Source organism: Halomonas aquatica (genome assembly GCF_040196335.1).
Classification (GTDB): Bacteria; Pseudomonadota; Gammaproteobacteria; order Pseudomonadales; family Halomonadaceae; genus Halomonas; species Halomonas aquatica.
This window is the reverse complement of the sequence record NZ_JBEGCJ010000003.1, coordinates 315874-341455: the sequence shown is the minus strand read 5'-3', so window position 1 is coordinate 341455 and position 25582 is coordinate 315874. Positions and strand designations below refer to the sequence as shown.

Annotated in this window: 27 protein-coding genes and 1 tRNA gene; 13 read left to right on the top strand and 15 right to left on the bottom strand. The window is 64.8% G+C overall.

Annotated features, from left to right (window positions below; genetic code table 11):
• The first annotated feature begins 19 nt into the window (after window positions 1–19).
• The 6 genes from ABE960_RS07905 to ABE960_RS07880 all read left to right on the top strand — a co-directional run bounded on the left by ABE960_RS07905 (window position 20) and on the right by ABE960_RS07880 (window position 6800).
• Entirely contained in the window at window positions 20–2875 is a 2856-nt protein-coding gene (locus ABE960_RS07905) for a molybdopterin-dependent oxidoreductase (protein ID WP_349761700.1), read from the top strand.
• Between the two features lie 10 nt (window positions 2876–2885).
• Window positions 2886–3500: a formate dehydrogenase FDH3 subunit beta gene (fdh3B, locus tag ABE960_RS07900; protein ID WP_349761699.1), complete on the top strand. Its 615-nt coding sequence runs from the start codon at window positions 2886–2888 to the stop codon at window positions 3498–3500.
• Window positions 3501–3512: 12 nt separating this feature from the next.
• A complete protein-coding gene (locus ABE960_RS07895; RefSeq protein ID WP_349761698.1) occupies window positions 3513–4580 on the top strand; it encodes a formate dehydrogenase subunit gamma in 1068 nt (355 codons plus the stop codon).
• 92 nt (window positions 4581–4672) lie between these two features.
• Entirely contained in the window at window positions 4673–4996 is a 324-nt protein-coding gene (locus tag ABE960_RS07890) for a DUF1244 domain-containing protein (RefSeq protein WP_349761697.1), read from the top strand.
• The gene (gene moaB, locus ABE960_RS07885) at window positions 4993–5514 is read left to right on the top strand and encodes a molybdenum cofactor biosynthesis protein B (RefSeq protein WP_349761696.1); all 522 of its coding nucleotides are present in this window, start codon (window positions 4993–4995) and stop codon (window positions 5512–5514) included. The genes ABE960_RS07890 and moaB overlap by 4 nt, the downstream gene beginning before the upstream one ends.
• A gap of 77 nt (window positions 5515–5591) precedes the next feature.
• Window positions 5592–6800, top strand: a complete 1209-nt coding sequence (locus tag ABE960_RS07880; protein ID WP_349761695.1) for a molybdopterin molybdotransferase MoeA — start codon at window positions 5592–5594, stop codon at window positions 6798–6800.
• Between the two features lie 18 nt (window positions 6801–6818).
• Here the strand turns inward: ABE960_RS07880 and ABE960_RS07875 are convergent, their stop codons facing one another.
• From ABE960_RS07875 to ABE960_RS07845, 7 genes are all read right to left on the bottom strand, one after another.
• Window positions 6819–7382, bottom strand: coding sequence for an acyl carrier protein phosphodiesterase (locus tag ABE960_RS07875; protein ID WP_349761694.1), 564 nt, complete (start codon window positions 7380–7382; stop codon window positions 6819–6821).
• Between the two features lie 10 nt (window positions 7383–7392).
• Complete coding sequence (locus tag ABE960_RS07870; protein WP_349761693.1) at window positions 7393–7746, bottom strand: TusE/DsrC/DsvC family sulfur relay protein; 354 nt, start codon at window positions 7744–7746, stop codon at window positions 7393–7395.
• Window positions 7746–8036, bottom strand: coding sequence for a sulfurtransferase complex subunit TusB (gene tusB, locus ABE960_RS07865; RefSeq protein ID WP_349761692.1), 291 nt, complete (start codon window positions 8034–8036; stop codon window positions 7746–7748). Before tusB ends, ABE960_RS07870 begins: the two co-directional genes overlap by 1 nt.
• Before the next feature lie 22 nt (window positions 8037–8058).
• Window positions 8059–8439, bottom strand: a complete 381-nt coding sequence (gene tusC, locus ABE960_RS07860) for a sulfurtransferase complex subunit TusC (protein WP_349761691.1) — start codon at window positions 8437–8439, stop codon at window positions 8059–8061.
• 25 nt (window positions 8440–8464) lie between these two features.
• Complete coding sequence (gene tusD / locus ABE960_RS07855; RefSeq protein ID WP_349761690.1) at window positions 8465–8857, bottom strand: sulfurtransferase complex subunit TusD; 393 nt, start codon at window positions 8855–8857, stop codon at window positions 8465–8467.
• 69 nt (window positions 8858–8926) lie between these two features.
• On the bottom strand, window positions 8927–9601 hold the full coding sequence (locus ABE960_RS07850; RefSeq protein ID WP_349761689.1) for a Bax inhibitor-1/YccA family protein: 675 nt from the start codon (window positions 9599–9601) through the stop codon (window positions 8927–8929).
• Between the two features lie 78 nt (window positions 9602–9679).
• Window positions 9680–10150 carry an NUDIX hydrolase gene (locus ABE960_RS07845; protein ID WP_349761688.1) on the bottom strand — a complete coding sequence of 157 codons (471 nt, stop codon included), beginning with the start codon at window positions 10148–10150 and terminating at the stop codon, window positions 9680–9682.
• A gap of 122 nt (window positions 10151–10272) precedes the next feature.
• On the opposite strand from ABE960_RS07845, the gene ABE960_RS07840 reads away from it, so the two are divergent.
• From ABE960_RS07840 to ABE960_RS07830, 3 genes are all read left to right on the top strand, one after another.
• Window positions 10273–10362 (top strand) — tRNA-Ser (locus tag ABE960_RS07840).
• Window positions 10363–10830: 468 nt separating this feature from the next.
• Window positions 10831–11685: a dioxygenase family protein gene (locus ABE960_RS07835; protein WP_349761687.1), complete on the top strand. Its 855-nt coding sequence runs from the start codon at window positions 10831–10833 to the stop codon at window positions 11683–11685.
• A 58-nt stretch (window positions 11686–11743) separates the two neighbouring features.
• Window positions 11744–12076 (top strand): hypothetical protein, encoded by a 333-nt coding sequence (locus ABE960_RS07830; protein ID WP_349761686.1) that lies wholly within the window; start codon window positions 11744–11746, stop codon window positions 12074–12076.
• Window positions 12077–12198: 122 nt separating this feature from the next.
• Here ABE960_RS07830 and ABE960_RS07825 read toward each other — a convergent pair whose 3' ends face one another.
• Window positions 12199–14145: a phage tail sheath subtilisin-like domain-containing protein gene (locus ABE960_RS07825; protein ID WP_349761685.1), complete on the bottom strand. Its 1947-nt coding sequence runs from the start codon at window positions 14143–14145 to the stop codon at window positions 12199–12201.
• 249 nt (window positions 14146–14394) lie between these two features.
• On the opposite strand from ABE960_RS07825, the gene ABE960_RS07820 reads away from it, so the two are divergent.
• Window positions 14395–14949 carry a YaeQ family protein gene (locus ABE960_RS07820; RefSeq protein ID WP_349761684.1) on the top strand — a complete coding sequence of 185 codons (555 nt, stop codon included), beginning with the start codon at window positions 14395–14397 and terminating at the stop codon, window positions 14947–14949.
• 30 nt (window positions 14950–14979) lie between these two features.
• Here ABE960_RS07820 and ABE960_RS07815 read toward each other — a convergent pair whose 3' ends face one another.
• Window positions 14980–16686, bottom strand: coding sequence for a potassium/proton antiporter (locus ABE960_RS07815; protein WP_349761683.1), 1707 nt, complete (start codon window positions 16684–16686; stop codon window positions 14980–14982).
• A 161-nt stretch (window positions 16687–16847) separates the two neighbouring features.
• Here ABE960_RS07815 and ABE960_RS07810 point away from each other — a divergent pair, with 161 nt between their 5' ends.
• A complete protein-coding gene (locus ABE960_RS07810) occupies window positions 16848–18095 on the top strand; it encodes an ABC transporter substrate-binding protein (protein ID WP_349761682.1) in 1248 nt (415 codons plus the stop codon).
• 32 nt (window positions 18096–18127) lie between these two features.
• Here the strand turns inward: ABE960_RS07810 and ABE960_RS07805 are convergent, their stop codons facing one another.
• The 3 genes from ABE960_RS07805 to ABE960_RS07795 form a co-directional block, all read right to left on the bottom strand.
• Window positions 18128–18907 (bottom strand): alpha/beta fold hydrolase, encoded by a 780-nt coding sequence (locus ABE960_RS07805; protein WP_349761681.1) that lies wholly within the window; start codon window positions 18905–18907, stop codon window positions 18128–18130.
• Window positions 18908–18932: 25 nt separating this feature from the next.
• On the bottom strand, window positions 18933–19616 hold the full coding sequence (locus ABE960_RS07800; RefSeq protein WP_349761680.1) for a 7-cyano-7-deazaguanine/7-aminomethyl-7-deazaguanine transporter: 684 nt from the start codon (window positions 19614–19616) through the stop codon (window positions 18933–18935).
• Window positions 19617–19836: 220 nt separating this feature from the next.
• Window positions 19837–21747, bottom strand: coding sequence for a propionyl-CoA synthetase (locus ABE960_RS07795; RefSeq protein WP_349761679.1), 1911 nt, complete (start codon window positions 21745–21747; stop codon window positions 19837–19839).
• 340 nt (window positions 21748–22087) lie between these two features.
• On the opposite strand from ABE960_RS07795, the gene ABE960_RS07790 reads away from it, so the two are divergent.
• On the top strand, window positions 22088–22417 hold the full coding sequence (locus tag ABE960_RS07790) for an ArsR/SmtB family transcription factor (protein ID WP_349761678.1): 330 nt from the start codon (window positions 22088–22090) through the stop codon (window positions 22415–22417).
• Window positions 22418–22520: 103 nt separating this feature from the next.
• Here ABE960_RS07790 and sohB read toward each other — a convergent pair whose 3' ends face one another.
• Complete coding sequence (sohB, locus tag ABE960_RS07785) at window positions 22521–23561, bottom strand: protease SohB (RefSeq protein ID WP_349761677.1); 1041 nt, start codon at window positions 23559–23561, stop codon at window positions 22521–22523.
• A 136-nt stretch (window positions 23562–23697) separates the two neighbouring features.
• Between sohB and ABE960_RS07780 the strand changes: the two genes are divergently transcribed.
• Window positions 23698–24009, top strand: coding sequence for an SCP2 sterol-binding domain-containing protein (locus ABE960_RS07780; RefSeq protein ID WP_349761676.1), 312 nt, complete (start codon window positions 23698–23700; stop codon window positions 24007–24009).
• Window positions 24010–24026: 17 nt separating this feature from the next.
• On the opposite strand, the gene nudC is transcribed toward ABE960_RS07780, so the two are convergent.
• Both nudC and dnaQ read right to left on the bottom strand, forming a co-directional pair.
• Window positions 24027–24800 carry an NAD(+) diphosphatase gene (gene nudC / locus ABE960_RS07775; protein WP_349761675.1) on the bottom strand — a complete coding sequence of 258 codons (774 nt, stop codon included), beginning with the start codon at window positions 24798–24800 and terminating at the stop codon, window positions 24027–24029.
• The gene (gene dnaQ / locus ABE960_RS07770) at window positions 24800–25561 is read right to left on the bottom strand and encodes a DNA polymerase III subunit epsilon (protein ID WP_349761674.1); all 762 of its coding nucleotides are present in this window, start codon (window positions 25559–25561) and stop codon (window positions 24800–24802) included. Before dnaQ ends, nudC begins: the two co-directional genes overlap by 1 nt.
• Between the last annotated feature and the right edge of the window lie 21 nt (window positions 25562–25582).

Sequence of the window (25582 nt, the reverse complement as noted above, 5' to 3'; positions counted from 1 at the left end):
GAGCCAGGAGAGCGATGCCATGCGCCTGACACCTAAATCCGACACTCCGAGGCCCGGCGGGCTGGGCATTTCCCGCCGCCAGTTCCTCAAGCGCAGCGGGGCCACCACCGGCGGCCTGGCCGCCGCCGGTTTCATGGGCGCGCCCATGATGCAACGCGCCGAGGCCGCCGAGAAGACCGCCTGGTCCGATGCCCCGGTGGAAACAAAACGCACCGTCTGCTCCCACTGCTCGGTGGGCTGTGGCGTTTATGCCGAGGTCCAGGAAGGCGTGTGGACCAAGCAGGAACCGGCCTTCGACCACCCCATCAATCGCGGCGCCCACTGCGCCAAGGGCGCCTCCCTTCGCCAGCATGGCCACTCCAGCCGTCGCCTCAAGTACCCCATGAAGCTGGTCGGGGGGCAGTGGCAGCGGATGAGCTGGGAGGACGCCATCGAAGAGATCGGCAGCAAGGTGCTGGCACTGACGGAACAGCACGGTCCCGACAGCATCTACTGGCTCGGCTCGGCCAAGTTCAACAACGAGCAGGCCTACCTGATGCGCAAGTTCGCCGCCCTGGCCGGTACCAACAATACCGATCATCAGGCGCGGATCTGCCACTCCACCACCGTGGCCGGGGTCGCCAACACCTGGGGTTACGGGGCGATGACCAACTCGCTCAACGACATCCAGAACAGCAGGTCGATCATGTTCATCGGGTCGAATCCCAGCGAGGCACACCCCGTCGCCATGCAGCACATCCTGCTGGCCAAGGAGCGCAGCCAGGCGCAAATCATCGTCGTCGACCCACGCTTCACCCGCACCGCGGCCAAGGCCGACAGCTACGTGAGGATCCGTCCAGGGTCCGACGTCGCCTTCATCTGGGGCCTGCTGTGGCACATCTTCGAGAACGGCTGGGAGAACAGCCAGTACATCGAGGAGCGGGTCTATGCCATGGATCAGGTGCGTGCCGAGGTCGCCACCTTCTCGCCGGACGTGGTGGAGAACATCACCGGCGTGCCGGAGGACGCGATGCGCGACACCGCCCGGCGCCTGGCCGAGAACCGTCCCGGCTGCGTGGTGTGGTGCATGGGCGGCACCCAGCACACCACCGGCAACAACAACACCCGGGCCTACTGCATCCTCGAGCTGGCACTGGGGAACATCGGCACCTCCGGGGGCGGCGCGAACATCTTTCGCGGCCACGACAACGTCCAGGGCGCCACCGACCTGGGCCTGATGTCCCATTCCCTACCGGGCTACTACGGGCTGTCCGAGGGCGCCTGGAAGCACTGGGCACGCGTCTGGGACCTCGACTACGAGTGGCTCAAGGGACGCTTCGACCAGGGCGACTACGTCGACGGTAAGCCGATGTATTCCAGCGGCATCACGGTATCCCGCTGGATCGACGGCGTCCTCGAGCAGGAGGAGGACATCTCCCAGCGCTCCCGCCTCAAGGCGATGTTCTACTGGGGCCACGCGGTCAACTCCCAGACGCGCGGTCCCGAGATGCAGAAGGCCATGAAGCAACTCGAGATGATGGTCATCGTGGACCCCTACCCCACCGTGGCGGGCGTCATGCACGATCGCCAGGACGGTGTCTACCTGCTGCCGGCGGCCACCCAATTCGAGACCTACGGCAGCGTCACCGCCACCAACCGCTCCATCCAGTGGCGCGACAAGGTGATCGACCCGCTGTTCGAGTCCAAGCCCGACCACGAGATCATGTACCTGCTGTCGCGCAGGCTCGGCTTCGCTGACGAGCTGTTCAAGAACATCCAGGTGAACGGTACCGAGCCGCTGATCGAGGACCTCACCCGGGAGTTCAACGCCGGCATGTGGACCGTGGGGTACACCGGCCAGAGTCCCGAGCGCCTGAAGGAGCACCAGCAGAACTGGCACACCTTCAGCTTCCGCGACCTAAAGGCCGAGGGCGGGCCCGCCGACGGCGACTACTACGGCCTGCCCTGGCCCTGCTGGGGGACCGCCGGGATGGGCCACCCCGGCACCCCGATCCTCTACGACACCAGCAAGAAGGTCTCCGAGGGCGGCCTGACCTTCCGCGCACGCTTCGGCATCGAGCACGACGGGGAGAACCTACTGGCCGATGGTTCGTTCAGCGCAGGCTCCGAGCTGGAGGACGGCTACCCCGAGTTCACCGACGCCATGCTCAAGGACCTCGGCTGGTGGGACGACCTGACCGACGCGGAGAAGGCCGAGGCGGAAGGCAAGAACTGGAAGACCGACCTCTCCGGCGGCATCCAGCGCGTGGCGATCGCCCACGAGTGCGCCCCCTTCGGCAATGCCAAGGCGCGCTGCAATGTCTGGACCTTCCCGGACCCCATCCCCAAGCACCGCGAACCGCTCTACACCAGTCGTCGTGACCTGGTGAAGGAGTACCCGACCTGGGACGACGTGGCCTCCCACTACCGCCTGCCCACCCTCTACAGGACCATCCAGGAGAAGGACGTCACCGGGGAATACCCGATCATCCTCACCTCCGGACGCCTGGTGGAGTACGAAGGCGGCGGCGAGGAGACCCGCTCCATGTCCTGGCTGGCCGAACTGCAGCAGGAGATGTTCGTCGAGATCAATCCGGCGCTGGCGAACGACCTGGCAATCGCCGAGGGCGACATGGTGTGGGTCGAGGGCGCCGAAGGCGGCCGAGTGAAGGTCAAGGCCCTGGTCACCCCGCGGGTGGCCCGCGAGGTAGTGTTCATGCCCTTCCACTTCGGTGGCATGTTCCAGGGCGAGAGCCTGCATGACCGTTACCCGGAGGGTACCGCTCCGTACGTGCTCGGCGAGGCGGCCAACACCGCCACCACCTACGGCTATGACTCGGTGACCCAGATGCAGGAAACCAAGTGCACCCTGTGTCGCATCGAGAAGGCAAGCTGAGGAGAACAACATGGCCACGATGAAGTTCATGTGCGACGCCGAGCGCTGCATCGAGTGCAACGGCTGCGTCACTGCCTGCAAGAACGCCAATGAGGTGGAATGGGGTGTCCAGCGCCGCCGCGTGGTGACACTCAACGACGGCGAGCACAGTGAGGTCTCCATTTCGGTGGCCTGCATGCACTGTGACGATGCGCCCTGCATCGCCGTCTGTCCCACCGAGACCCTCTACCAGCGCGATGACGGCATCGTGCTGCACGACAAGGACCTGTGCATCGGCTGCGGCTACTGCCTCTATGCCTGCCCCTTCGGCGCGCCGCAGTTCCCGAAGCAGAACGCCTTCGGCGAGCGCGGCAAGATGGACAAGTGCACCTTCTGCGCCGGCGGGCCGGCGGAGACCCAGGAGGAGGAGTACCAGAAATACGGCGCCAACCGCATCGCCGAGGGCAAGCTGCCGCTGTGTGCCGAGATGTGCTCAACCAAGGCGCTGCTGGCCGGGGATGCCCAGGAGGTGGCCGACATCTTCCGGCAGCGTGTCGTCCAGCGCGGACACAAGGACGGCGGCTGGTCGGGTAACCCCAGGGCCGACGCCGACTCCCTGGCCTATGACGCCACCCGGCAGGGGTAAGGAGGCGATGCCATGAGCATATCGACGATGCGTGCGGGCCCCTCTCGGCTGTTGCTGATGCTAATGCTGGTGGTCCTCCTGGCGAGCCTGGTGCTGGCCCAGACGGCGCTGGCACAGCAGGCCGATCCCGGCAGGGAGGCCGCCTTCGCCGTCCCGGCGGTCGATGCCGACCTCTGGCGACAGGTGAAGTCAGGCGAGACGGGGCCCAACTACCGGGACTCGCGGACCGACAGCACCTACAACCTCATCAACGAGAGCGGCGAGACCTGGCGCCAGATCCGCGACCGCTGGGTCTCCCCGTTCGGCCTGATCGCCGTGCTGGGGATGATCGCGGTGATCGCGCTGTTCTATCTGGTGGTGGGGAGCAAGAAGCTCGACGAGCCCCGTACCGGCCGCAAGCTGTTGCGCTGGTCGCTGGTGATCAGGTCCCTGCACTGGACGGTGGCGACCCTGTTCATCCTGCTGGCCCTTACCGGCCTCAACCTCTCCTATGGCAAGTCGGTGTTCCGTCCGCTGTTCGGCGACGGCGCCTGGGCCGCGATGATGTCGGGCACCAAGCTGATCCACAACTACCTGGGTCCGCTGTTCGGCGTCCTCCTGGTGATCCTGCTGCTGCGCCTGCTCGGCCAGAACCTGCCCAAGGCCCATGACCTGCAGTGGTTCGCCAAGGGCGGCGGCCTGGTCGGCAAGGGGCATCCCGACGCCGGGTTCGCCAACGGCGGCGAGAAGGTCTGGTACTGGCTGCTGGCCACCGCCGGCCTCGCCGTGATCGTGAGCGGTTTCGTGCTGGACTTCCCCAACTACGGGCAGGCACGCGACACCATGCAGTGGGCCAACATCATCCATGCCGTGGGGGCCCTGGGGCTGACCGCCGTGGCCCTGGGCCACATCTACATCGGTACCATAGGCACCGAGGGGTCGCTGGAGGGCATGACCACCGGCTACGTGGACGAGAGCTGGGCCAAGGAGCATCACAACCTTTGGTACGAGGAGGTCAAGGACCAGGCGATCCCCGAGGAGCAGCTGGCCGCCGGCCAGCAGGCCTCCCGGGGCGACGAGCCGGCCCCCCGTTCCAGCTGACCGTTGGCAGGAACCGACCCTTCGACACCGCCTGCGGGCGGTGTCTTTTTGTTAAGCTGATCCGACCGACCGGACAGTCCACGGAGAGCCCGATGCAACATCTCGACGACGCCACACGCACCGAACTCGAGGCGGCCGCGTTTCGCCGCCTGCTCCGCCATCTGGACGAGCACAAGGAGGTCCAGAATATCGACCTGATGATCCTGGCCGACTTCTGCCGCAACTGCCTCTCCAAGTGGCTGGTGGCCGCCGCGGACGAGCGGGGGGTCGAATTCGACTACGACAGCGCCCGGGAGCACGTCTATGGCATGCCCTACGCGGAGTGGAAGGGGAAGTACCAGCAGGAGGCGACCCCCGAGCAGCTCGCGGCCTTCGAGGCGCGTCAGGCCGCCAAGAAGGAGCGCCAGGACGGATGAGCGAGCCGATGATTCCCCTCTCGGTGGCGGTGCTGACCATCTCCGACACCCGAACCGAACAGACCGATCGCAGCGGTCAGGCCCTGGTCGAGCGCCTGACCGCCGCCGGTCACCGCCTGCATGAGAAGCGCATCGTACCCGATGATGTCTATCGCATCCGCGCCGTGGTGGCCGGCTGGATCGCCAACGAGGAGGTCCAGGTGATCCTGACCACCGGCGGCACCGGCTTCACCGGACGCGATTCCTCGCCGGAGGCGATCTCGGTGCTGCTCGACAAGGAGATCGAGGGGTTCGGCGAGCTTTTTCGCCACCTCTCCTGGCAGGAGATCGGCAGCTCCACCGTGCAGAGCCGCTGCCTCGGCGGGCTGGCCAACGCCACCGTGGTGTTCTGCCTGCCCGGCTCCACCGGTGCCTGTCGGACCGGCTGGGACGGCATCCTGGCCGAGCAGCTCGACAGCCGTCACAAGCCATGTAACTTCGCCAACCTCGTCATTCCAGAACGGGGGCAACATGGCTGACATGACCAATCACCGCGACAGGCCGTGTAACTTTCCACACGTTCAGGCCAACCTCGTCATTCCCGAACGAGGGCAGCATGACTGAGCTGAAACCCGTCGAGGTGGCCCTGGCCGCGCTGCTGGAGGACGTTCCCCACACGCCCGCCGAGGACGTCCCCTGCGAGGCGGCAGCGGGGCGCGTGCTCGCCGAGGCCATCCAGGCCCGGCTCGATGTCCCCGCCTTCGACAACAGCGCCATGGACGGATATGCCCTCCACCACCGGGACGCGGGCCGCCGACTGCCCGTCTCCCAGCGCATCGCCGCCGGCTCACCCGCGACACCACTGGCCCCCGGGACCTGCGCACGCATCTTCACGGGCGGTGAACTGCCGCCGGGCGCTGATTGCGTGGTGATGCAGGAACGCGTGACGTTCGAGGACGACGGGGCGCTCATTCCGGCGGAGGTGCCGGCGGGTGACAACGTCCGCCGACGCGGCCGCGACGTGAGGTCCGGCGACGTCCTGCTGCCCGCCGGGGAGCAACTGGAGGCCGCGGCTCTGGGCCACCTGGCCGGCCAGGGCATCACCGAGGTGCGGGTGCGACGTCGGCCACGGGTGGCCCTGCTCTCCACCGGTGACGAGATCGTCGATCCGGGCCAGCCCCTGGCCAGCGGCCAGATCTACAACTCCAACCGCCCGATGCTCAGGCGGCTGCTGGAACGGTTCGGCGCTGAGCTGGTGCGGATCGTCTCGGTGCCGGACGACGCCGCGGGGACCCGGGACATCCTGGCGTCCGCCGCGCTGGAGGCCGACCTGGTGGTCAGTACGGGTGGCGTGAGCGTCGGCGAGGAGGACCACGTGAAGGCGGCGCTCGAGTCACTGGGCCAGCTGGACCTGTGGCGCCTGGCAATCCGCCCCGGCAAGCCGCTGGCCCTGGGCCGCCTACCGGGCCGCGATGGGCGACGCGTCCGCTTCGTGGGCCTGCCCGGCAACCCCGTCTCCTGCTTCGTCGGGGCCTGGCTGTTCCTGCGCCCCCTGCTGGGCGCCCTGCAGGGCTGCCCTGCCCTGGCGAGCCTGCCACGCCTGTCGGCCCGCGCCACCTTCGCGACCCATACCGGCCCGCGCCGCCACTACATGCGTGTGGCACTGGCATTTGGCGAGGATGGCATCGAGGCCCGGGCATTCCGTGACCAGAACTCGGGCGTGCTCTCCTCCTGCGTCAGCGCCGATGCCCTGGCGGTGATCCCCGCCGAGACCCGTGTCGAACCGGGCGATCGCGTCGACTGCCTATGGCTCAGGGTCGATTGAGCGACGCGTGAGAGGGAGTCAGAGGGGCACGCCCAACTCGGCATTGACGGCCGGCCACAGCCGGTCGAAGTCACGCGCGAGTCGGTCGTAGTCCGCCTCCAGCCAGGGCACCAGCTCGCCCAGGCGGTTTGGGCCGCTCAGGCGGCGACCGATGCCCTCGATGGCGCGACAGGTGAAGCCAAAGTCGGCATAGCCGTTGAGCCAGTCCTGTTCCACCAGCACCGGCACCATTCCCGCCAACCGCCCCGGGGCGGGACGGGTCTCCAGTACCCGGTAGCAGCGCTCGACAAGCAGGTGCCTGTCTCCTTGCTCCAGTTGCCGGGCCGCGAAGTGATCCCAGACCAGGTCCAAAGCGATACCGGCGAATCGGCGCTGGGCTAAAGGCGCGCGTGTCAGAACGTCGGCGACCACCGTGTGACCGTCGACGAAGGCATCCACCCGGCGGTGGTGGCGGATGCCGGCTGCCGCCTCGAGCGTCCAGGCCGAGAGGTCGACGCCCTTTACCCCATCGGCAATCAGGTTGCCGTAGAGGAAGTCGTCGTCGCCTCCTCGGGCGAGCCAGCCATGGGCGAGGAAGTTCACAGTTGCTCGGTCACAGACAGTGGGTGGGCTTGGGCAGCCCGGCCAGGCGCGCCGCCACCTTTGCCGGACTGCCGGGGAAGAGTCGCATCAGGTGGATCGAGCGCCCCTTGTCGCTGCCCAGGGCCATACCCACCGCCTTGACCAGGGGGCGCATGGCGGGCGCCACCTCGTAGCGGCCGTAGAAGTCGCGCAACACACGGAGGATCTCCCAGTGTTCCTCGGTCAACGCGATGCCCTCTTCGCCGGCCAGGGCTTCAGCGACATCGGTGGACCACTCCGCCATATCGACGAGATAGCCCTCGGGGTCCAGTGCATAGCGTTGTTCGCCCACTCGAAGATAACGGTATATTTCTGTGGAGGCCATCAGTACCAACTCACCGTTCGTTCGGCTTCCTCGCTCAAGGTCACGAACCCGTCCACATCGATCACCTGCACACTGCCTGCGCACCGACCTAGCAGCCCACGAGATTCAAGGTCTTCCTTGAGGGCAAACAACCGCCCCTCGACGCCCTCGTAATAACGCACCAGATGGGGTAACGCCCCCTGGACACCGTCCTCGATCAGCAGGAGGTAATCGTCCGGCGCCATGCCAGCGAGAGCCTGCTCAAATACCCGACTGGTCGCCGGGGAACGGTTCACCACATGCAACAGCATCCACGCTCTCCTTGCGGCTAGACTAGAAGGTCAACACCAGGCGATGGGCGGACAACACCTCGGCCAGGGCCCCTGCCGCCAAGGGTTCCACATCGAGCATCAACTCGTCTTCCATGAGGCCCAGGCGCGAAAGTGCCTGCTCCTCTACCAGCAGTGACTCGATATCATACATCTCCAGCATCTCGAGAGTCGCGGCCGACCCCTTCTGTCCCAGCGGTCCTGGTTGTTGACCCGCGACCAGCGCCGCCACCCCTTCCCCCATGAACAGCAGGGAGACACTCTGCCCGAAGGCGGCGGCGACCAGGGCAGCGTCCAGCCCTTCCCTCAGCCAGCTGCTGCCATGGGGACCATGGCGCAGGATGACCAGCAGGTCACGGGCAATGTTGTCGTCGTGTAATTGCATCATCGCTCCGTCGCATGTCGAGGTCTCAGGGCCCGAAAGTCACCAGGCGGTCGCAGCGCGTGCCCAGATCGATCAGTTGGCCCAGCCCCGTCAGCTCGAAGGGCGCCTCCACGTTACTCCCACCCTTGCCATGCCTGGCCGCCTCACGCTCGTCGAGCAGGCCTCGGCGAAGGGCCGCGGCGATGCAGACCTGCAGCGATACCTGGTGCTCACGAGAAAGATCGACCCATGCATCCACCAGATGAGGTTCGTCCTGGGGAGGTGCGGCCAGACGGGAGGCATTGTGGACCCCATCATGATAGAAGAATACCGCTTCGAGTCGGTGACCGCGCGCCACCAGGGCACGGGCGAAGCGCAGGGCCGAATGGCTGGCCTGATGACTGTAGGGTGCACCCAACAACAGGATGGCATAGCGCATAGGGCCTCCTGAAAACAACCTGGCCCCGCCGGGTGGCGGGGCCAGGTGAGCCTTAACCAGCGCTTGCGGTCAGTCCTGGCTCATGATGCCCAGGATGGAAAGCAGGCTGATGAAGAGGTTGTAGATCGACACGTAGAGGGTGATGGTGGCGAGGATGTAATTGGTCTCGCCGGCCCGGTGTACGATCTCGCTGGTCTGATAGAGGATGGCCGCGGAAGAGAACAGCACGAAGCCGGCAGACACCATCAGCGACAGAGCGGGGATCTGCAGGAAGATGCCCGCCAGCATGGCCAGAACCAGCACGATGGCACCGGCCATCAGGAAATTGGCCAGGAAGCTGAAATCCTTGCGGGTGATCAGGGCCACCGCCGACAGGCCGACAAAGGTCACGCCGGTCATGCCCAGCGCGGTCATGATCAGTTGAGCGCCGTTGGGCAGGGTCAGGTAGGCGCTGATGATCGGCCCGAGGGTAAAACCCATGAAGCCGGTGAAGGCGAAGGTCGAGAGTAGCCCCATGGCCGAGTTGGCGGTCTTGTGCACCAGGAACATCAGACCGTAGGCTCCGATGAAGAACACCAGGATGTTCATTCGCTCGATACCCATGGCGACCGCGGCGCCGGCCATGACGGCGGAGAACAGCAGTGTCATCGCCAGCAGGCCATAGGTGTTGCGCAGCACCTTGCTGGCGCCTACCGCCTGGGTCTGCTGCCGTGTCGTCTGCGTCTGCGTCTGTTGATAAGCCATTGATCGTAGCTCCCTGTATGGTTGACCTAGGCACTAGACCTAGAATGCCGACAGAAGGTTCCAGACGCAAGCTCCCGATTAGCCAGGCTTCAACGAGACTTCTGCGGTCATTGCATCGGCCAGTACCCGCCGCGCCACCAGGGCTGCAGAGTCACTGACCTCCCCATCCATCTGCTCCAGAGCCTGAAGGTCCATCCAGCGCAACTCGGTGGCATCGTCGGCGGCCGCCTCCACACCACCCTGCCACTCCAGCTGGACCACCACGATGACGAAGTGCATGGTCAGCGAGCCATCGAGGGCATGGTCGAACACGTCGATGGCGGTCAGGATTCGACGTGGAGCGGCCAGCACTCCGGTCTCCTCGAGCAATTCCCTCGCCGCAGCCTGGTGAAGGCTCTCCCCCGCTTCTACCTTGCCGCCGGGCAAGGCCAGCTTGCCGGCATTGGGTGGATTGCGCCGCCTTACCATAAGGATGCGGTCACCCCTGACCACCGCGGCCGATACCGCGGGTATCGGGCGAACGCCGGCGCCAGCTACGATGTCAGGCATGAGAGTCTCCTGAGGTCATCATCTGCCTATTGTGCATCATCCCCTGAGCTAGAGCTAACATCTTGATCCCACACGGCTCTTGACCGGACGGCGAAAACTGGTAATATGCTCAGCCGTAAGCCGGAGGGATGGCAGAGCGGTTGAATGCACCGGTCTTGAAAACCGGCGAAGGTGAGAGCCTTCCCAGGGTTCGAATCCCTGTCCCTCCGCCATTACACGATGAAAACCAGCCTTTTACGGCTGGTTTTTTTCGTTTACCCCCCGCATACCCTCCCAACAGAAAATCTTAGAAACTCTCAAATTGTGCACCATTGCTTGGAGACAGTGCCTCGGCTCCGATATACATGTCTAATGTAAACTAGCGAAGGCAGCGCTGAACTTCGTGCCGTGCTCGAATCGCCTGCCGATCCGGACCGAAGTGCGCCGCATAGCGATGGTTGAACCGCTCAAACTCTGCGGAAAGCTTGTCCTCGGAGACGACCAGGAAACGTCCACGTGTACACATTGGCGTCCAGGCCCGGCAATCTGGTCGCCTTGCTGACCGATCCACCCGAGAAGAATCTGGAAGTCATCTGCGCATCACGTAATTCATGAGACAAGCGCAGATCAATACCGCATCATCTAAAATCAATGCTGCGGATCACGCAATGAACGCGCGGCCCTTATGTGGAGGAACCAAGATGACGAAGTATTTTACCGAAGAGGGTTCTGTCGAGGCGGTCCAAGCCCGGATGGGTGATGACATCAACCCCCGCCTGAAGCAGGTGATGGCCAGCCTGATCACCCATTTGCACTCCTTTGCCAAGGATGTCGAGCTGACCCAGGAAGAATGGGACACGGCCGTGGAGTTCCTGACGAAGACCGGGCAAATCTGCTCGGATGTAAGACAGGAATATATCCTGCTGTCGGATGTTCTGGGCTTTTCCATGCTGGTGGATGCAATCAACAACCGCCGCCCGCCGGGGGCCACCGAAAACACCGTGTATGGCCCTTTCCATGTGCTGAATGCCCCGATCCGTCAGATGGGTGACAATATCAGCCTGGATGGCAAGGGCGAACGCTGCCTTTATGAGGGGCGCGTTATCGACCTGCATGGTGAGCCGATCGAAGGGGCCTGCGTCGATGTCTGGAGCGACAATGCAGATGGGTTCTATGACGTGCAGCAGCCCGATATTCAGCCGCAGTGGAACAACCGCGGGCGGTTCATCACCGGCAAAGACGGGACCTATCGCTTCTATGGGATCAAGCCTGTCAGCTATCCCATTCCCGATGACGGTCCGGTAGGCAAGATGCTGACCGCGCTGGGGCGCCATCCCTACCGCCCTGCCCATATGCATTATCTGGTCACCGCGTCGGGCTATCAGAGGATCGTGACGCATACCTTCGTGGGCGATGATGGGTACATCAACGACGACGCGGTGTTCGGGGTCAAGGAAACTCTGGTCGCGCCGTTCGAACATGTGAATGACGGCGACACGATCTGGCGCTCTCCTTTTGACTTCGTAATGGTCCCGGAGGGGGATACAACCGCCTGATCCGCCGCGGGGCGCGTCCCTCCCGTCGCGCCCCGCCCCGCCCCCCCTTGGAGGCCCTATGCCAAACCTGAAAATCTATGTTGATGAGTCGATCCAAACGGAGCACTACCGACAGGTAGCGGGCGTCTTGCCCGACCTGCGCGACATGTTGTGCCGGGAACTAGCCGTCCCGACGGAGGCCTGCCAGTTGGCGATCGTGACTGTTCTGGGGCTGCCGGATCAGCCTTTAGTCAATGCCGAAATCATGATCCTGCCTAAATCCGACAGAACACCCCAGAAACTGCGCGCAGTCTGTGACCGGATACGCCAAATTCTGTCCGAGGTCAGCGGAGCTCACGTTGCCGTACGGGCGGCCACGCTGGACCCCGAGACCTATATCGCCCTGAAATAGGTCTATAGCACCGGTCACCGCCCGTCCTGCACCTACAAAAGAAAACCAGCCCGTCGTGGCTGGTTTTCGCGTTTCAGGCTCTCGCCCCCGCTAGCGGCCAAGGTCGTCGATGCAGCGTGGGGTTAGCCTTTGCCGACCTTCTGCTGCAACCGTATAAGGACGAACTCGGCGGGCTTCAACGGGGCGAAACCGACCTGCACGACGACCTGGCCCCGGTCGATGTCGACCTGTGTCATGGTGTCACCGAGGCCGCATCGGACGAAATACGCTTCCTTCGCGGTGCCGCCCTGAAAGGCGCCCGCTCGGAACAGGTTATTCATGAACACCTCGATGTTCAGCCGGAGCGAGGACCAGAGTCTCTGGGTATTGGGCTCGAAGACGGACCACTGGATACCGTTGTAGAGGCTCTGTTCGATGAAGATGGTGGTCCGGCGCACCGGCAGGTAGCGCCACTGCGGCTTGGCTCTGGTGGCCAGGGTTCGCGCCCCCCAGATCACCTCCCCGAAGGAGGGAAGGCTTCGTAAGCAATTGACGCCCAGCGGATTGAGCTGCGCCTGATGACCATTCTCGACCTGCTGTTCGAGCCCGGCGACGCCGAGCAGGTCGGCCTCCGCGCCAGCCGGCGCCTTCCAGACGCCGCGACGTACGTCCATACGCGCCCAGATGCCGGCGGCGAAGCCACAGGGCGGAACCCGCAAGGTTCTGGGCATGCGAGGAGAACCCGGCACAGGCTCCGGGGTGAAGAACGGATTGGCTACCTCTACCCAGGGGTAATAGAGCACTCCATAGGAGGAAGTGGGCAGCTTGAGCGCATTGACCTCCGCCGACGTGGTCAGCGCATGACCGGGTGGCGGATCGACAATGACCATCCGGTTACGCATCGACTCGGCGTGGGCGATGGCTGCATCGACGACGGCGTTGCCGGTGCCATCGTCCGCCAGATGCTCATCCGGAAGACAGACAATGCTGACATCCCGGTGTTCCCGCAGCGCCTCGAGTGCCGAGTCGTACTGCGGTGACAAGGCAGGTGCGCCATCGTCGCCCCCCAGCAGCACCACCTCGTTCGGGGTCTCGGCAAGTTTCAGCGCGAGAGACCCGCCACCGGAGCGCTCCGTGCCCCCATGGGCCAGGCCAAGACGCAGGACCGACGCGGCGTCGACAGCGTCACCCGAACCGGTCACCACGACGGCCGAACGGTGAGTCCGCGTGCCGGAGGTCAACACGAGACGTCCCTCCTCAATGGAGGCGGTGAACTCCCGACGAGGATCGCTCCCGCTGGTGACGCCGCCGCGAACCTGGCGCTGAATGGCCTCGGCCACACCTGAGAGACCGTCGCCGTCGCTGAAGGCAGGACCCGCGAAGTTCACCCGCGTCGCCGAACCGTCATCCAGGGAGACGTCGAACGACAAGCCGTTTAGCGTCAAGGCGTCGATACCCGAAAGATCGGCCTCGCTGATACTCACCCCCAGCAGGTGGGGTTCGATGGTCTTCAACTGGATACGTACCAGAGCCGAGTCATCGTTGACGAAGGCCTCGACGAAGTCAGCACGGGTGCCATCCATGGTGAGGTCGACAAAACGCTCTTGCTCCTCATAATCGCCATCCACCAACAGGTCCACCGACAGGGCATGGCGATGCACCCCCTCGCGGACTCCCTGGGAGGCAAGACGCACGCGCAGCCTATTACCCCAGGTGCCAGCGTTGCGAGCGACGAAGCGGACGAGCTGGTCGGACACGGTGGGCGTCGATGGCGCGTCGGGGTGCAGCAGGCATCCCTCAGCGGCGAGCGTGCCACGTGCGAGCCTGATGACATAGGCCACCGACCCACCGTTGAGGAAGTAGGCCCGCACGGCATGGCCCAGGCTGTCGCCATGGGGATCCGACGTGGGCCTGAGCCCACCGTATTCGTTGACGTAGTCGTCCCATCCGAGGAGGCGTGTCGGATGCTGTTCATCGCCACGCACGGCGTAGCCGAGGAAGGCAGCGATTGAGGTACTCGCCCCCTCGATGGCTCGCGTGCCAATGGGAATCTCTTCAACGTGAACGCCGGGGTGACGGAAGGTTGCCATGCCCTCTCTCCCTGAGTTGACCAGGCATTGATACCCTTGCCGCCCGGAGATGCACTCAAGCTAGGTGAAGCTCCCCTGCTTCGCCACATCGCCCTGCTCCTTCACCTCAGGATGAAGCCAGGCGTCGGCGGTTTGCGATCCGTGAGAAACATGAGAACCTTCCCGCAGGCGCCAAGCCCCGATCACTTCTAGAGACATCATCGAGACCGGCATTCACGCCGGCAGCCATCCACGCAGGGCAACCACCCCATGGCACTGAAGGCAAAGATTCACCGGGTCCAGTTGCAGGTCGCCGACATGGACCGGCACTACTACGCGGAGCACGCCATGACCGTGGCGCAGCATCCTTCTGAAACCGAAGAGCGCATGATGGTCAGGCTGCTGGCCTTCGCGCTGAACGCCGACGACGACCTGGCCTTCGGGCGAGGCGTGAGCACCGAGGATGAACCCGACCTCTGGCGCAAGGACCTCACCGGCGCCATCGACCTGTGGATCCAGCTTGGTCAACCCGACGAGAAGAGCATCCGTCGTGCCTGCGGTCGGGCACGACGGGTCATCCTCTATGCCTACAGTGGCCATGGCGCCGCGATCTGGTGGGAGTCACTGGCCGGCAAGCTCGCCGCCCTCGACAACCTGACGGTGGTCGGTATCGCCCCGGAGACGGTGCAGTCACTGGCCGGACTGGCGGCGAAGAACATGAACCTGAACGCCACCCTGCAGGACGGCATGGTCTGGCTCGCCGACCCGGAACAGGCCGTGGAGGTGGCGCTGGAGGTCCTCAAGCAGGCGACCAGGCCGGCGTGAACCTCTGAGGCCATCAGGGCTCGCACTGCCTCAGTAGAGCCTGAGACCCACCTGGGTGATGCGGTTTCCGGCCATCGCGCTGACCACCCAATGAATGCCGTGCCAGTCCACGTCGTCACCCACTACCGGATGCCCCCCAACCCGCAGCGAGACAAACTCGGCCAGCGTCATGTCCTGCTCGCCTGGGCTCAGGGTGAGGCCGTAGGCGTCGGCGATGTCGCGCATGCGGGCCTCGCCCTCGAAGGTGAAGGTCCCGAAGAAGGCTCGCTCGCGCTTGAGCTTGGCATCCCCGTTGAACAGGCGATTCAGGGCCGGCAGGTCATCGGTACGGCCGATCACGCAGATCACGTCCTTGAGTCGCAGCCGGGTGCTGCCCTTGGGGTGCAGCATGACATGCTCGCGGAAAAGCGCCGAGATCAGGGCCCCGGAGGGAAAGCGCAACAGCCTGATCGGCACGTCCTCGAGATCGCGGTTCTCCACCTCGTAGACGAACATCTCGAAGTCGTTCTCCGGCAGGATGCCCAAGGGTCCGCGGCGGTTCGGGGTGACGGTGGGCGGCAGCTCGACCCTCATCCGACGAGCCATCCACGGCAGTGAGCCGCCCTGGATCAGCAGCGACAGCAGCACGACCGCAAAGGCGACGTTGAAATACAGCGAGGCATTCTCCACCCCGCCGATCACCGGGAAGATCGCCAGCACGATGGGGACCGCCCCGCGCAGCCCCACCCAGGCGATGAATCCGATCTCCCGCCAACGGAACTTGAAGAAGGGCTTGACCACGACAAGCACCGCCAGCGGCCTGGCGACGAAGATCAGCGCCAGGGCCACCAGCAGCGCCGGCAACGCATAGTCCATCATCTCGCTGGGCGTAACCAGCAGGCCAAGCACAAGGAAGAGGCCGATCTGGGAGAGCCACGCCAGACCGTCATGCACCGGCAGGATGAAGTTGAGGTGACGACCGGGACGGTTGCCGATCATCACCCCGGCCAGGTAGATCGCCAGGAAACCGCTGCCACCAAGGGCACTGGTCAGGCCGAAGACAAGGAAGCCCAGCCCCAGGGCCAGCAGCGAGTAGAGGCCCGGCGCCAGGTCCAGCCAGCTCAGCAATCGAGCACTCAGCCAGCCGACACCCATGCCGATGAGAATGCCCAGGCCGAACTGCTGAATCAGGAACAGCAGGGTCTCGGTTATCCCGCCGATATCCCCCACCAGTACCTCCACCAGCGTGAGGGTGAGGAAGATCGCCATGGGGTCGTTGGTACCCGACTCGATCTCCAGTGTCGCACCGACCCGCTCGTTGAGGTTGACGCCCCGTCCGCTGAGCATCGAGAACACCGCTGCGGCGTCGGTGGAGCCCACGATGGCGCCCACCAGCAGCCCCTGCACCAGGCCCAGGTCGAAGACCCACATTGCGAACAGCCCCACCAGGCCACTGGTGATGAAGACCCCAAGCGTGGCCAGGGAGAGCGCCGGACGGAAACCGACGCGAAAGGTCTTGAGCCGCGTGCGCAGGCCGCCGTCAAGCAGGATCATGGCCAGCGCCAGATGACCGATCAGAAAGGCCTGCGAATAGTTGTCGAACCGGATGCCGAGCAGCCCTTCCTCCCCGGCGAGCATGCCCAGCCCCAGGAAGATCAGCAGCAGCGGCACTCCGGCCATCGAGGAGAGCCGGCTGGCGAGGATGCTCAGAGCCAGCAGGAAACCGGATAGCAGGAACAGACTATTGATCGAATCCATGGCGTCCTGCCGTGGTTGCGAGAACAGTGAGTATCGCATGCCACGCCGGGCACGGCGATTTCCGTTGGCGGCAATGACTGGTCGTGTCCGATCGGCAGCGGTTAAGCTTGCCCGATACCTCTGGAAGACCCGGTGCCGCGCATGGCAGGAGTCCCGATTCTATGATCCCCCCCCTTCGTCATCGGCGTGACGGCTGGATCGCCCTGCTGGCGATCAACTGCCTGCTGTGGACCGGCCTGGCCGCGGCCGACACCGTGCCATCCAGTCCAGAGTCCTCCGGTAAAGATGAGCAGGCCAGCTCAGAAGCACAGCAAGGCTTCCCGCCACTGGGCACCGAGGTGATGGTGCTGGACCTCGAGGCCCTGGCCGACGAGGCGGCGGCGCGGATTGCCGCCTGGGAAGAGACCCTTCGGCGCTACCGCGAGTCGCCAAGCGGACCCAAGGTCGACACGCCCTCCCTGCCCAGTGTGCCGGCCATTGCTCTGCGCCCGGCCGAGCCCATCGAGCCTCCCCCTGTCACCTCCCTCAGCATGATGCTGGACTGGTATCCCAGCCCCCGCCATGCCGCACTGATCGTTGCCCAGGAGCGGGGGCTGTTTGCCAGCCGCGGGCTGGAGGTGACCCTCTCGACGCCTGCCGATCCGGACGTTCCCATCAAGCTGCTGGCGGCGTCGCGTATCGACCTCGCCCTGGCGCGCCAGCCGCTGCTGCATCTCGAGGTGGATCGCGGCCTGCCCGTGGTTCGCGTCGCCACCCTGATCGCCATGCCGCTTAGCGCCCTGGTGGTGCCCGAGGATGGTGACATCATGACACCGGTAGACCTGGCCGGCTCGCTCATCGGCTATGCCGATGTTGATAGCCGAGACGTGCTGCTCGCGGCACTGCTGAAAGAGGCAAGCATTCGCGATGACGAGGTCGAGACCGAGGAGCTGCACTTCCGTCTAGGTGATGCGCTGCGCGAGGGTCGCGTGGATGGCGTCATCGGTGCCATCCGTCACCTGCTGCCCCGACAGTTGGCAGACGAGGGCCTGGCGACCCGCGTGATGCGTATCGAGGAACTTGTCATCCCGTTGCACGACGGCCTTGTGCTGCTGGCCAACCGTGACCACCTGGGTTCGCAGCGTGACGCTATCCGTAGCCTGGTGTCGGCCCTTGAGGAGGCAGCGGCCTGGATCTCCAACCACCCTGGTGACGCCTGGACGCTGATCGCAACAGCGGAGCCAGCCATCGACACCCCGGTCAACCGTGATGCCTGGGAGCAGGTCCGCTCATTGCTTAACCTGAGCCCCGCAGCCCTGGACCAGGGCCGCTACCGACGCTTCGAGGACTATCTCTTCGAGGCCGGTCTCATCCAGGAGCGCCATCCGGTCTCGCGCCTGGCCATCGACCCCGGCGCGCTCCCCCCGTAAGTGGCTCGCTAAATGTCCCCGCTTGAGCCCCGCTAGCCCTCGACCCTGTCCAGGAAGCCGTTGACCGCGGCCTGGAAGGCCGCGGGTTGCTCGGCATGCAGCCAGTGGCCGGCCTTCAGCGTCTGGATTTCCGCTTGCGGCAGCACCTCGCGAAGAACCGGGAGCATCTCGTCGGTCACGTAGCGAGACTGGTCGCCGCGCAGTACCAGGGTCGGCCCGTCGTAGGCGCCCGCGCCCGCCGGGACACCCATGATGGTCTCGTAGTCACCCTGGATCTCGTCGAGGCCGATCCGCAGCCTCAGGATGCCGGCATCGTCCCGCTCGAGGTTGGTGGCGAGGAACAGGCGCACCGCTGACTCCTCGACATGCTCGGCCAGCAGCGCGTCGGCCTCGCGGCGGTTGGTGGGCTCTCCCGCCTCGACGCACCGCAGGGCGGCGAAGACGTTGTCATGGTCATGTCCGTAAGCCACCGGGGCGATGTCGGCGACGATCAGCGAGGCCGCTCGCGCAGGGGCAAGCCTGGCCAGGCTGATCACCACCTTGCCGCCCATGGAATGTCCCAGCAGATGGGCGCGCTTGACGTCGAGGCGATCCAGCACGGCCAGCAGATCCTCGGCCATGGCGTCGTAGCTCATCCCCGCCACATGCGGTGACTTCCCATGGTTGCGCAGATCCACGGCGATCACCCGATGTCGACGCTGCCACTGCTTGAGATGGGAGCGCCAGTTGTCGGCACTTCCCAGCAGGCCGTGAACGATCACCAGCGGCGTATCGTCACCGCCGGTATCGATGAAGTTGAGATCGGTGGGCATCGAAGCCTCCTTGGCTGCAGGGAATTCAGGGATGAACGCGAGCCTCATCCGGCATCAGGTCGTCGCTGCCGGTCACCGCCACCAGCCGACGGCTGAGCCAGGCCAGCAGCACGCCATACAGGGGCAGGAAGAACGCCAGGCTGATGCCGAGCTTGATCACGTAGTCGACCCAGGCGATCTCCGGCCAGTTGGCAGCCATGAAGGGATCGGGGCTGCGGTGGAAGGCGATGGAGAAGAAGGCGAAGGTATCGGCGAGATTGCCAAGCACCGTGGAGACGGCAGGCGCCACCCACCAGGCCCTGAGAGTGCGCAGCCGATCGAAGACCTGAACGTCCAGCAGTTGGCCCAGCACATAGGCCATGAAGCTCGCCAGGGCGATGCGGGCGACGAACAGGTTCCACTCGCCCAGCGCCTCCAGGCCGGCAAAACCACCGCGCGGAAAGACAACGGAGACGACATAGGACACCACCAGGGCTGGTAGCATCACGCGCCATATGATGGCCCGGGCCGGCTCCTTGCCGAACAGGCGTACCGTGAGATCGGTGGCCAGGAAGATGAAGGGGAAACTGAACGCCCCCCAGGTGGTATGGAAGCCCAGCAGGGTAAACGGCAGTTGCACCAGGTAGTTGCTGGCGGCAATGACCAGGATATGAAAGGCGACCAGCAGCGCCAGGCAGCGGCGGGTCTGGGCGTCGGACAACACGAACATCACAGTATCCTTTTTTGGGGAGGGGTGAGGGAACCCTCGTGGAACGGCACTCGCCCGTCACGAGAACGGGTCGCGCATTATACGACCTGCTCGGCGGGCTGACCATGCGCAGGCCACACCTCATGGCGACGCCCCTGATGACAACGGTATTGAGGACAACAACTCTCACGACAACGCCGCCCACGAGAGGCGGCGTCGAGAGGAGGCTGGCGAAGGGTTATCAGAGCTGGCGAGCCTCGTGGGCGGAGCCGACCGAGCGCTCCTTCATCGCGTCATGGACATCCTGCAGGCTTGCCGGGTCGTCGATGGTCGAGGGCACGCCGAAATCCTGACCGTCGGCGATGTTGCGAAGCAGCTTGCGCAGGATCTTCCCGGAGCGGGTCTTGGGCAGGCGATCAACCACCAGGACCTGCTTGAAGCAGGCGATGGGCCCGATCTTGTCGCGTACCAGGGCGATCAGCTCATTCTCCAGCGCCACCTCGTCGCCATCGAAACCATCCTTGGGGATCACCAGCCCTACCGGCAGCTGCCCCTTGAGGGTGTCGTGGATACCGATCACCGCACATTCGGCCACGGCGGGATGTGCGCCCACCACCTCCTCCATCTCGCCGGTGGACAGGCGATGACCGGCGATATTGATGACGTCATCGGTGCGGCCCATGATGAAGAGATAGCCGTCTTCATCGAAGTAACCGCCGTCACCTGTGAGGTAGTAGCCGGGGAAGGCCGCCATGTAGGCGCTGTGAAAGCGCTGCGGGTCGCGCCATACGCCGGCCAGACAACCCGGCGGCAGAGGCTGCTTGATCACCACGCTGCCCTGCTCCATGGGGCCGGACGACTCGCCGTCGCGGTCGAGTATCTGCACATCGAAGCCGGGGACCGGCACCGTGGCACTGCCGGCCTTGGTGGGCATCGGTTCCAGACCATGAAGGTTGGCGGCGATGGGCCAGCCGGTCTCGGTCTGCCACCAATGGTCGATCACCGGCACATCCATCAGGTCTTCGAGCCAGTGGAAGGTTGGCGGGTCGAGTCGCTCGCCGGCCAGGAACAGCGCCTCGAGGCAGGAGATGTCGTACTGGGCCATCAGCGTGGCGTCGGGATCCTCCTTCTTCATGGCACGGAAGGCGGTGGGCGCGGTGAAGAAGCTCTTGACGCGATACTCGCTGATCAGGCGCCAGAAGGCACCGGCATCCGGCGTCCTTACCGGCTTGCCCTCATAGACCACGGTGGTGCACCCCCGCAGCAGCGGTGCATAGACGATGTAGGAGTGGCCGACCACCCAGCCTACGTCGGAGGCGGAGAAGAAGACGTCGCCGGGATCCACGGCATAGATCGTCTCCATGGAGTAGGCAAGCGCCACGGCATAGCCGCCGGTGTCGCGCACCACACCCTTGGGCTTTCCGGTCGTTCCGGAGGTATAGAGGATGTAGAGCGGATCGCTGCCCTTGACCGGCACGCAAGCGGCGGGTGCGGACTTCTCGATCAAGGCGGACCAGTCATGGTCGATCTCGCCCAGTTCGACGACATGCTGCTCGCGCTGCAAGACCACACAGGCCTCGGGCTTGTAGCTGCTCTGTTCGATGGCCGCATCGATGATCGGCTTGTAGGGAATCACCCGGTCAACCTCGACGCCGCAGGACGCGGCGACCACGACCCGCGGCTCTGCGTCCTCGATGCGAACCGCCAGTTCGTGGGGGGCGAAGCCCCCGAACACCACCGAGTGGACGGCCCCGAGACGGGCACAGGCGTACATGGCGACCAGAGCCTCGGGCACCATGGGCATGTAGATCACCACCCTGTCACCCTTCTCCACGCCCAGATCCTTTAGAGCTCCGGCGAAACGGGCCACCTGGTCGAGCATCTGCGAAAAGGTGAGCGTCCGCTTGCTGTCAGTGACCGGAGAATCCCAGTAAATGGCCGGCTGGTCACCACGCCCCTGCTCGACATGATGGTCCAGGGCGGCATGGCAGATGTTGAGTTCGCCATCCACGAACCAGCGGGCATGATTCGCCTCGTCGTACTCAAGGATGGTAGTGGGTGGGGTGAACCAGGGAATACGCCTGGCCTGTTCGGCCCAGAAGGCCTCGGGTTGATCGATGGAGCGGCGAAATTCGTCTTGGTACATGCTCATCTGCATCCTGTCAGCAATCGAGAGAAGGGGTCTTGATTGTTGACACTGTAGAGCAAGGCAAGCTGCTAAACCTCATACCATCGGCTAATCTTCGACAAAAGAACGAGACCACCCCGCTTTATTGTCAACAACAAGCGACAACCGGTCGGACCCAGGCACATTGATGCATCGCTGATCCGGCGACGGCGACCAGGCTGGGCTATTATTGAGAATAAGCTGATTCAGAATATCGACGAGCAGCCAATGACACCCGCCAGGCGCGGACTCATGGGGATGCATTCAACGGCGCAGGCTCCAGGCTGACCAGAGGCAGGGAGCCAGTGCGGCGGGGAGAGAGATCATGGGCAAGACCAGAGGTGCGGCAGCACGTCTCCTCGAAGGCGGAGAGGCAGACATCGACGAAGCCAGCGCTTTGCTCAAGGCGATGGCCAACGACAATAGATTACGGATCCTCTGCCTGCTGGACGGCAATGAGTTATCGGTGACCGAGCTCAACCAACGGCTCACCCTCAGCCAGTCGGCGCTGTCGCAACATCTCGCGATCCTGCGCCGAGAGAATCTCGTCAGTACCCGCCGCGAATCCCAGACCATCTACTACTCGCTGCAGGGCGATCACGCCAGGAGGCTCATCGAGGCCCTCGACCGACTCGCCCTCGGTGGCAGGCGGTAAGAGCCATCAGCGGTTCTTCCAGAGCCATCAGCGGTGTGGAGATGTGGAGAAGAGCCGTCAGCGTTGAGGAGTAAAAGCCGTCAGCGTTGAGGAGTAAAAGCCATCAGCGTTTCTGCCAGCGCCCGGCGTCGAGCATCTCCAGTCCCCGCTCGACGCTGCGTTCCACGCCACGCGAGACCGCCATGCCCAGACGATCCCCCAACTTCTGCTTCTGCTCCAGTTTCAGGCTTATCACCCGAGCTTCTTGCATGCGCTCCACCAGATAGGCCTCGCTGGTGCCCAGAGCATCCACCAGGCCCCGCCCCAGGGCATCGCTGCCATACCAGATCTCGCCGGTAGCCACCGACTCGATATCCATGCCCGGTCGACGCTCGGCCACATGGCGCTTGAACAGCTCATGGGTGGTCTCGAGATCCTCGATGAACTTGTCGCGCCCCTCCTCCGTGTTCTCGCCGAAGACGGTGAGGGTGCGCTTGTAGCGCCCTGCCGTCAGCAATTCCACGTCGATATCATGGCGCTTGAGCAGGCGATGGAGGTTGGGCAGCTGGGCGACGACCCCGATGGAACCGATCACCGCGAAGGGAGCGGCGCGCAGGTGATCGGCGCCGCAGGCCATCAGGTACCCGCCGCTGGCCGCCACCTTGTCCACGCAGACCGTGGTGGTGAGTCCCGCCTGGCGCAGCCGATCCAGCTCGGCGGCGGCCAGCCCATAGCCATGCACCAGCCCCCCGGCGGACTCCAGGCGCAGCACCATCTCATCGTTCTCGCCGGCCACCTCGAGTACCGCCGAGACCTCCTCGGCCAACCGGCCAGTGGCGCTGGCCTTGAGATCGCCATGGAAGTCGAGTACCCAGACCGTCGGCAACACGTCGCCCTCCCCCTTGCGTCCGTCACGGGTTCGCGCCTTGTCATCTCGCCTGAAGGCCTTGACCAGGCCCTTGCGAGCACCCGGTTGACTGGCCGCCAGTTGCATTCGCCGCCGCCGCAGGTGGCGTGACTCGTTGAGCTCCTCGAGACGCAGCCGAGGGCGATCCCCCGTCTCGCCCCTGAGCTTCACGAACACCGCCACCGCCAGACCGACGACCACCACCAGGGTCAACAGCTGCGCCAGGAACATGCCAAAATCCGTCAGCCACTCGTTCACCGTCCTCTCCTCATCGACTCACCATGCTGCCATCCTGCCCGGCGCCTTCCCCTGGGCACAAGGCCGCTTGATGCAAACAGTTGTTTCAAATACGCTAACGACCGGAACTGCCCCGCCCCTCCTAAAAGGATTCCCGATGTCCGACGCTACCATCGACAAGCTCAAGAGCCGCTTCGACGCCGATGCCGCCAGTGGCATGCGCGAGGTCTTCCAGTTCCATTTCAACGATGCCGGCAGCCACTATCTAGTGGTGGATGATGGCACCCTGGAGGTGCACGAGGGCGAGCACGACGACCCCTCGGTCAGCCTGAGCATGAGCAGCGAGACCCTCAGGGGTGTGATGAGCGGCGAGATAAACGGCATGAACGCCTTCATGACGGGCAAGCTCAAGGCGACAGGCAACGTCATGCTGGCGACACGGCTGACCAGCCTCTTCCCCGGCCACTGATCCACGTTGACGCCCCGCTAGCCGCGGGCCCCGACCTCATTGAGATGGGTCTCGATCAGTGCCCGCGAGATGGAGTAGAGCGGTGGCAACTGGGGCAGGCGTCGCGGGCTGAACCAGGCGGCGTCGGCGATCTCGACCCCATCAATGCGGATACGCCGGCTGGCGGCCTCGGCGAAGAAGCCCAGCATCAGCGAATGGGGAAAGGGCCAAGGCTGGCTCTTGAAATAACTGACCCTCCCCACGCTAAGCCCCACCTCCTCGAAGACCTCGCGGCGCACCGCCTCTTCGGCGGCTTCGCCTGGCTCGATGAAGCCGGCGAGGGTCGAGTAGCGCCCCGGGGGGAAGCGCGGGCTGCGGGCCAGCAGCAGCGCCTCGCCATGGGTCACCAGGGTGATGATGCAGGGCGAGTTGCGCGGATAGTTGCGATGGCCGCACTGCCCGCAATGCATGGCGAATTCGGCGTCCAGACGCGACGCCGGGACTCCGCAACGACCACAGAAGCGATGGTTCTCGAGCCAGGCCGCCACCTGCAGCGCCGTGGCGACCAGCGCGTACCATGACTCCGGCAATCGGCCGAGCCAGTGGCGGGCATCCGGCCAGTCATCGCCCGGCTGCTCCTCCAGCGACAGCGCCACCGGCTCTTCCTGCCACCAGCACAATGGCTGCACTCGGTCGTGCCAGGGCTGGAAGGCCTGCAAGGGGCCGTCATCGCTACCGGGCGCGATGCGCCCCCGGGCCAGACGGATCACCCGCCCGGCCGTCTCCTGACTCGGTAGTTCACGGCGCAGCATCAGTGGCCATCCTCGGCGCCCGGCAGATCGGGATGGGCATCCCAGCGACACTCGCCAGAGGCCTCGCGAATCCGGTCCAGCTTGGCCCGGTGGGCAGCGAGTTCCGCCTCACCGGGACGCACGACTCGCAGTTGCCCCGGGCTGAGGGACAGGCGACGGACGGAAAGCCCCTGCTGATCGCCGGACTGACCCTCCGACGCCGCCGAGGCGTCCAGTGACAAGGCGGTCTGCCCTCCGGTCATCGCCAGGTAGACGTCCGCGAGGATCTCGGCGTCCAGCAGAGCACCGTGGAGCACCCGGTGGCCGTTCTCGATGTCATAGCGCTTGCACAGCGCATCCAGGCTGTTGCGCTGGCCGGGATGCATGTCACGGGCCAGCTTCAGGGTATCGAGGATCCGACAATGATCGGCCACCGGGCCGAGCCGCGACTCACCCCGCTGGGCATCGAGCAGGCCGAACTCGTGGTCCATGAAACCCACGTCGAAGGGCGCATTGTGGATCACCAGCTCGGCCCCTTCGATGAAGGCCCAGAAGGCATCGGCGATTTCGGCGAAAACCGGCTCGTCGGCCACCCGCTCGTTGGTGATGCCGTGAACGCCCACGGCCTCAGCCTCGATATCGCGTTCGGGATTGATGTACTGGTGGTAGGAGTTGCCGGTGAGGCGGCGATTGACCATCTCCACCGCCCCGATCTCGATCAGGCGATGGCCGTCACGGGGGTCGATGCCGGTGGTCTCGGTATCCAGAATGATCTGACGCATGGGGTCTCTCGTCGGCTCCCG

Bases quoted from the DNA above. Each gene is read 5' to 3' on its own strand.
- dnaQ (WP_349761674.1), bottom strand. From the start codon at position 25,561: ATGCGTCAGATCATTCTGGATACCGAGACCACCGGCATCGACCCCCGT.
- ABE960_RS07830 (WP_349761686.1), top strand. From the start codon at position 11,744: ATGCCAAACCTGAAAATCTATGTTGATGAGTCGATCCAAACGGAGCAC.
- ABE960_RS07780 (WP_349761676.1), top strand. From the start codon at position 23,698: ATGTCCGACGCTACCATCGACAAGCTCAAGAGCCGCTTCGACGCCGAT.
- ABE960_RS07795 (WP_349761679.1), bottom strand. From the start codon at position 21,747: ATGAGCATGTACCAAGACGAATTTCGCCGCTCCATCGATCAACCCGAG.
- ABE960_RS07880 (WP_349761695.1), top strand. From the start codon at position 5,592: ATGACTGAGCTGAAACCCGTCGAGGTGGCCCTGGCCGCGCTGCTGGAG.
- tusC (WP_349761691.1), bottom strand. From the start codon at position 8,439: ATGCAATTACACGACGACAACATTGCCCGTGACCTGCTGGTCATCCTG.
- ABE960_RS07890 (WP_349761697.1), top strand. From the start codon at position 4,673: ATGCAACATCTCGACGACGCCACACGCACCGAACTCGAGGCGGCCGCG.
- ABE960_RS07905 (WP_349761700.1), top strand. From the start codon at position 20: ATGCGCCTGACACCTAAATCCGACACTCCGAGGCCCGGCGGGCTGGGC.
- ABE960_RS07825 (WP_349761685.1), bottom strand. From the start codon at position 14,145: ATGGCAACCTTCCGTCACCCCGGCGTTCACGTTGAAGAGATTCCCATT.
- ABE960_RS07850 (WP_349761689.1), bottom strand. From the start codon at position 9,601: ATGGCTTATCAACAGACGCAGACGCAGACGACACGGCAGCAGACCCAG.
- ABE960_RS07845 (WP_349761688.1), bottom strand. From the start codon at position 10,150: ATGCCTGACATCGTAGCTGGCGCCGGCGTTCGCCCGATACCCGCGGTA.
- tusB (WP_349761692.1), bottom strand. From the start codon at position 8,036: ATGCTGTTGCATGTGGTGAACCGTTCCCCGGCGACCAGTCGGGTATTT.
- ABE960_RS07895 (WP_349761698.1), top strand. From the start codon at position 3,513: ATGAGCATATCGACGATGCGTGCGGGCCCCTCTCGGCTGTTGCTGATG.
- ABE960_RS07870 (WP_349761693.1), bottom strand. From the start codon at position 7,746: ATGGCCTCCACAGAAATATACCGTTATCTTCGAGTGGGCGAACAACGC.
- ABE960_RS07800 (WP_349761680.1), bottom strand. From the start codon at position 19,616: ATGTTCGTGTTGTCCGACGCCCAGACCCGCCGCTGCCTGGCGCTGCTG.
- ABE960_RS07835 (WP_349761687.1), top strand. From the start codon at position 10,831: ATGACGAAGTATTTTACCGAAGAGGGTTCTGTCGAGGCGGTCCAAGCC.
- nudC (WP_349761675.1), bottom strand. From the start codon at position 24,800: ATGCTGCGCCGTGAACTACCGAGTCAGGAGACGGCCGGGCGGGTGATC.
- ABE960_RS07790 (WP_349761678.1), top strand. From the start codon at position 22,088: ATGGGCAAGACCAGAGGTGCGGCAGCACGTCTCCTCGAAGGCGGAGAG.
- ABE960_RS07820 (WP_349761684.1), top strand. From the start codon at position 14,395: ATGGCACTGAAGGCAAAGATTCACCGGGTCCAGTTGCAGGTCGCCGAC.
- tusD (WP_349761690.1), bottom strand. From the start codon at position 8,857: ATGCGCTATGCCATCCTGTTGTTGGGTGCACCCTACAGTCATCAGGCC.
- ABE960_RS07805 (WP_349761681.1), bottom strand. From the start codon at position 18,907: ATGCCCACCGATCTCAACTTCATCGATACCGGCGGTGACGATACGCCG.
- ABE960_RS07810 (WP_349761682.1), top strand. From the start codon at position 16,848: ATGATCCCCCCCCTTCGTCATCGGCGTGACGGCTGGATCGCCCTGCTG.
- ABE960_RS07815 (WP_349761683.1), bottom strand. From the start codon at position 16,686: ATGGATTCGATCAATAGTCTGTTCCTGCTATCCGGTTTCCTGCTGGCT.
- fdh3B (WP_349761699.1), top strand. From the start codon at position 2,886: ATGGCCACGATGAAGTTCATGTGCGACGCCGAGCGCTGCATCGAGTGC.
- moaB (WP_349761696.1), top strand. From the start codon at position 4,993: ATGAGCGAGCCGATGATTCCCCTCTCGGTGGCGGTGCTGACCATCTCC.